Source organism: Rhizobium moroccans, from assembly GCF_057559155.1.
The window spans coordinates 15,837-19,326 of the sequence record NZ_JBHFJG010000026.1 but is presented as its reverse complement, the minus strand read 5'-3'; the positions used below and the strand labels follow the sequence as shown (position 1 = coordinate 19,326).

At 63.2% G+C, this 3,490-nt stretch carries 3 protein-coding genes and 1 pseudogene; 3 read left to right on the top strand and 1 reads right to left on the bottom strand.

The window, feature by feature from the left end:
• Together ACE04I_RS15105 and otsA are read left to right on the top strand one after the other, a co-directional pair.
• Positions 1 to 198: pseudogene (locus ACE04I_RS15105) on the top strand (hypothetical protein); the annotation flags it as partial.
• Positions 195 to 1,571, top strand: coding sequence for an alpha,alpha-trehalose-phosphate synthase (UDP-forming) (otsA, locus tag ACE04I_RS15100; protein ID WP_046794048.1), 1,377 nt, complete (start codon positions 195 to 197; stop codon positions 1,569 to 1,571). The pseudogene ACE04I_RS15105 and the gene otsA, both read left to right, overlap by 4 nt.
• Positions 1,572 to 1,590: 19 nt before the next feature.
• Here the strand turns inward: otsA and ACE04I_RS15095 are convergent, their stop codons facing one another.
• On the bottom strand, positions 1,591 to 2,493 hold the full coding sequence (locus ACE04I_RS15095) for a choline sulfate utilization transcriptional regulator (protein ID WP_046794047.1): 903 nt from the start codon (positions 2,491 to 2,493) through the stop codon (positions 1,591 to 1,593).
• A gap of 100 nt (positions 2,494 to 2,593) precedes the next feature.
• Here ACE04I_RS15095 and choX point away from each other — a divergent pair.
• A partial coding sequence (gene choX, locus ACE04I_RS15090) for a choline ABC transporter substrate-binding protein (RefSeq protein ID WP_487207260.1) occupies positions 2,594 to 3,490 on the top strand: 897 nt, incomplete at its 3' end.

The window sequence follows — 3,490 nt, the reverse complement described above, 5'->3', positions numbered from 1 at the left end:
GGCGACGACGTTACCGACGAGGCCATGTTCCGCGAGGCCAACGCGCTCGGCGGGCTGTCGATCCGCATCGGCGAGCCGGGAAGCGACACCGCCGCGCAATACCATCTTCCTTCCGCGGCCGCCTTGCGCCGCCTCCTCGCCGAGCTTGCCGAATGCGGCCGCCGAGCCCGGCCAGAGACAAAAGGAAAGAGCCTTTGAGCCGCCTGATCGTCGTTTCCAACCGGGTCACCGTTCCCGACAAGAGCGGCGCGGCGCCCGCCGGCGGGCTTGCCGTGGCGCTGAAGGCGGCGCTCGGGGAACGCGGCGGCATATGGATGGGATGGTCCGGAAAATCCAGCGGCGACAGGGAACCCGAAGCCCTGTCGCTTCAGACCCACGGCAACATCACCTACGCGCTGACCGACCTCACCGATACGGATGTCGAGGAATATTACCACGGTTTCGCCAACCGCGTGCTCTGGCCGATATGCCATTACCGGCTGGATCTCGCCGAATACGGGCGCAAGGAGATGGCGGGCTATTTCCGGGTCAACCGTTTCTTCGCGCAGCGGCTTGCCCCTATGCTCAAGGAAGACGACGTCATCTGGGTGCATGACTACCACATGATCCCGCTCGCCGCCGAGCTCAGGCAGATGGGATTCAAGAATCGCATCGGCTTCTTCCTGCACATCCCCTGGCCGCCGGCGGACGTGCTGTTCACCATGCCGGTGCACGAGGAGATCATGCGCGGGCTTTCCCGTTACGATCTCGTCGGTTTCCAGACCGATCACGACCTTGCCAATTTCGAAGGGGGACTGGTGCGGGAAGGCATCGCCGAATCCCTCGGCGACGGGAGGATATCCTCCTTCGGCCGAACCTTCCGGGGCGGCTTCTATCCGATCAGCATAGAGACGGCGGCCTTCGCGGACTATGCCCGCAGGGCTGCCAACAATGCACTGGTTCGCCGGGCGCGCCAGAGCATCGAGGGGCGCGATCTCATCATCGGCGTGGATCGGCTCGACTATTCCAAGGGCATAACGCAGCGCATCGATGCCTTCGAGCGCTTCATCAGGGCCAATCCCGCCCATCAGCATCGCGTCACCTATCTGCAGATCACGCCCAAATCCCGCTCCGAGGTGCCCGAATACGAGCAGATGCAGCGCACGGTCGCCGAACAGGCAGGCCGCGTGAACGGCGCCATCAGCGCCGTCGACTGGGTGCCGATCCGCTACATCAACCGCTCGATCAGCAGGCCCGTGCTGGCAGGGCTCTACCGGATGGCGAAAGTCGGTCTGGTGACGCCGCTGCGCGACGGGATGAACCTGGTGGCGAAGGAATATGTCGCGGCCCAGGACCCGGAAAACCCCGGCGTGCTGGTTCTTTCACGCTTTGCAGGCGCGGCACGCGAGCTGACGGGCGCATTGCTGGTCAACCCCTACGACATCGAGGGAACCGCCCATGCCATCGCCCGCGGGCTCAATATGCCGCTCGAGGAGCGGCAGGCGCGCTGGAAGCGGATGATGGACCATCTTCTCGAACACGATGTGATGCGCTGGTGCGACGACTTCCTGAAGGATCTGACCGCGCCTTAGGACCAATCGGCAAAGAGGCTCAACCGACGCCGGCTTCCGTCATCAGCCAGCCGCTCAGCCAGGATCCCAGGACGTTCTGCCGCTCGGGACGCAACAGCCAATAGCCGCGATCTGCGGCCTCAAGCTCGGGACCGGCCCTCGCCAGCATGCCGGTGGCGAGAAGGGCATCGACAAGGCCCATCCAGCCAAGCGCCAGCCCCTGTTCTCCCATCGCCGCCTGAATGACGAGCGAATAGGTGTTGAAGCTTATATCCCCCTGCCCGCCATGGACGCCGCGGTCGATGCCGTGGGCCGCAAAATAGCTGCGCCAGTCATGCCAGGGCGATGGAAACGCGGTATCGAGATGGACGAGGCGAGCGTGAGCGAGATCCGCCACGCCGTCGAAGGGGCCGTGACGCTCCAGAAATCCGCGCGTGCAGACCGGCACGACCTTTTCCGGCAGCAGGAGAATGCCGTTCCTTCCGTAATCCGCGCGCGTGCCGAAGACGACGGCCACCTCTCCATCCTCGGAAAGGTCGCGCTCCATGCGCTGGGTGGCGACGATCTGGATATCCATATCCGGATAGAGCAGGCGAAAACCGTGCATGCGGGGGATGAGCCAGAGGGAGGAGAAGGCGTAATCCGTCCTCAGGCGGATCGCCGGACGGTCGGTCTCGCTGCGGAAGCGGCGCGCAAGCTGATCGATCTCGCCGACGCTGCGCGAGACGACATCGAAAAGTCGCTCGCCCTCCGGCGTCATTTCCACGCCGCGATGCTGACGCCTGAACAGACGCACTCCCATCTGCTCCTCGATGCGGCGTATCTGATAGCTGACGGCAGGCTGCGTCAGGCCGAGAAGCCCCGCTGCCGCCGAAAGGCTGCCAGTGCGCCCGACCTCAGCGAAGATGCGCATCCATCCAAGATCAAGGGCGGGCTCTGCCATAAAGAATCCTTTGAGCAACTATCGAAAAAAGCCAGCTTCACATGGCAAAGGATAATGATGTTCAATAAAGCCATCAAATGCCAAAGAAGGGGAAAATACGATGACAGGAATTTCCGCAATCCGGCGTCTTGCCGCCGGGATTGTCTTCTCCGCCTTGACGATCGGCTCCGCCGCGGCGGCAGATGACGCATCCTGCAAGACCATTCGCCTTTCCGATCCCGGCTGGACCGACATCACCGCCACGAATGGCGTGACCAGCGTCATCCTGACCGCGCTCGGCTACGAGCCGGACGTCAAGACGCTCTCCGTCCCGATCGGCTACCAATCGATGAAGAACGGGGAGATCGACGTCTTCCTCGGCAACTGGATGCCGGCTCAGAAAGCGTTCATCGACGACCTGAATGCCGCCAAGGCGGCCGAGGTGCTTGCCAAGAACCTCGAAGGCGCGAAGTTCACGCTCGCGGTGCCCTCCTATGTCGCGGAAAAGGGCGTGAAGGATTTCGCCGATCTTCAGAAGCATGCCGACGAGTTCGGCAGCAAGATCTACGGCATCGAGCCCGGCGCGCCGGCGAACTCGAATATCCAGAAAATGATCGACGCCAACGACTTCGGACTGAAGGACTGGGAACTCGTGGAATCGGGCGAGCAGGCGATGCTGGCGCAGGTCGGGCGTGCCGAGAAGAGCGGGGAGTTCGTGGTCTTCCTCGCCTGGGCGCCGCACCCGATGAACGAGCAGTTCCAGATCGAATATCTCTCCGGCGGAGACGCCTATTTCGGTCCGAATTTCGGCGGCGCGGAAGTGTTCACGCTGGCGCGCACCGGCTGGCCGGAGAAGTGCCCTAATGCCGCGACGCTGTTCAAGAACCTGAAATTCGATATCAGCATGGAAAACGCGCTGATGGGCTCCATTCTCGGCGGCGAGGATGCCAAGGCTGCCGCGACCGCCTGGCTGAAAGCCAATCCGCAGGCGATCGAACCGTGGCTTGCCGGCGTCACC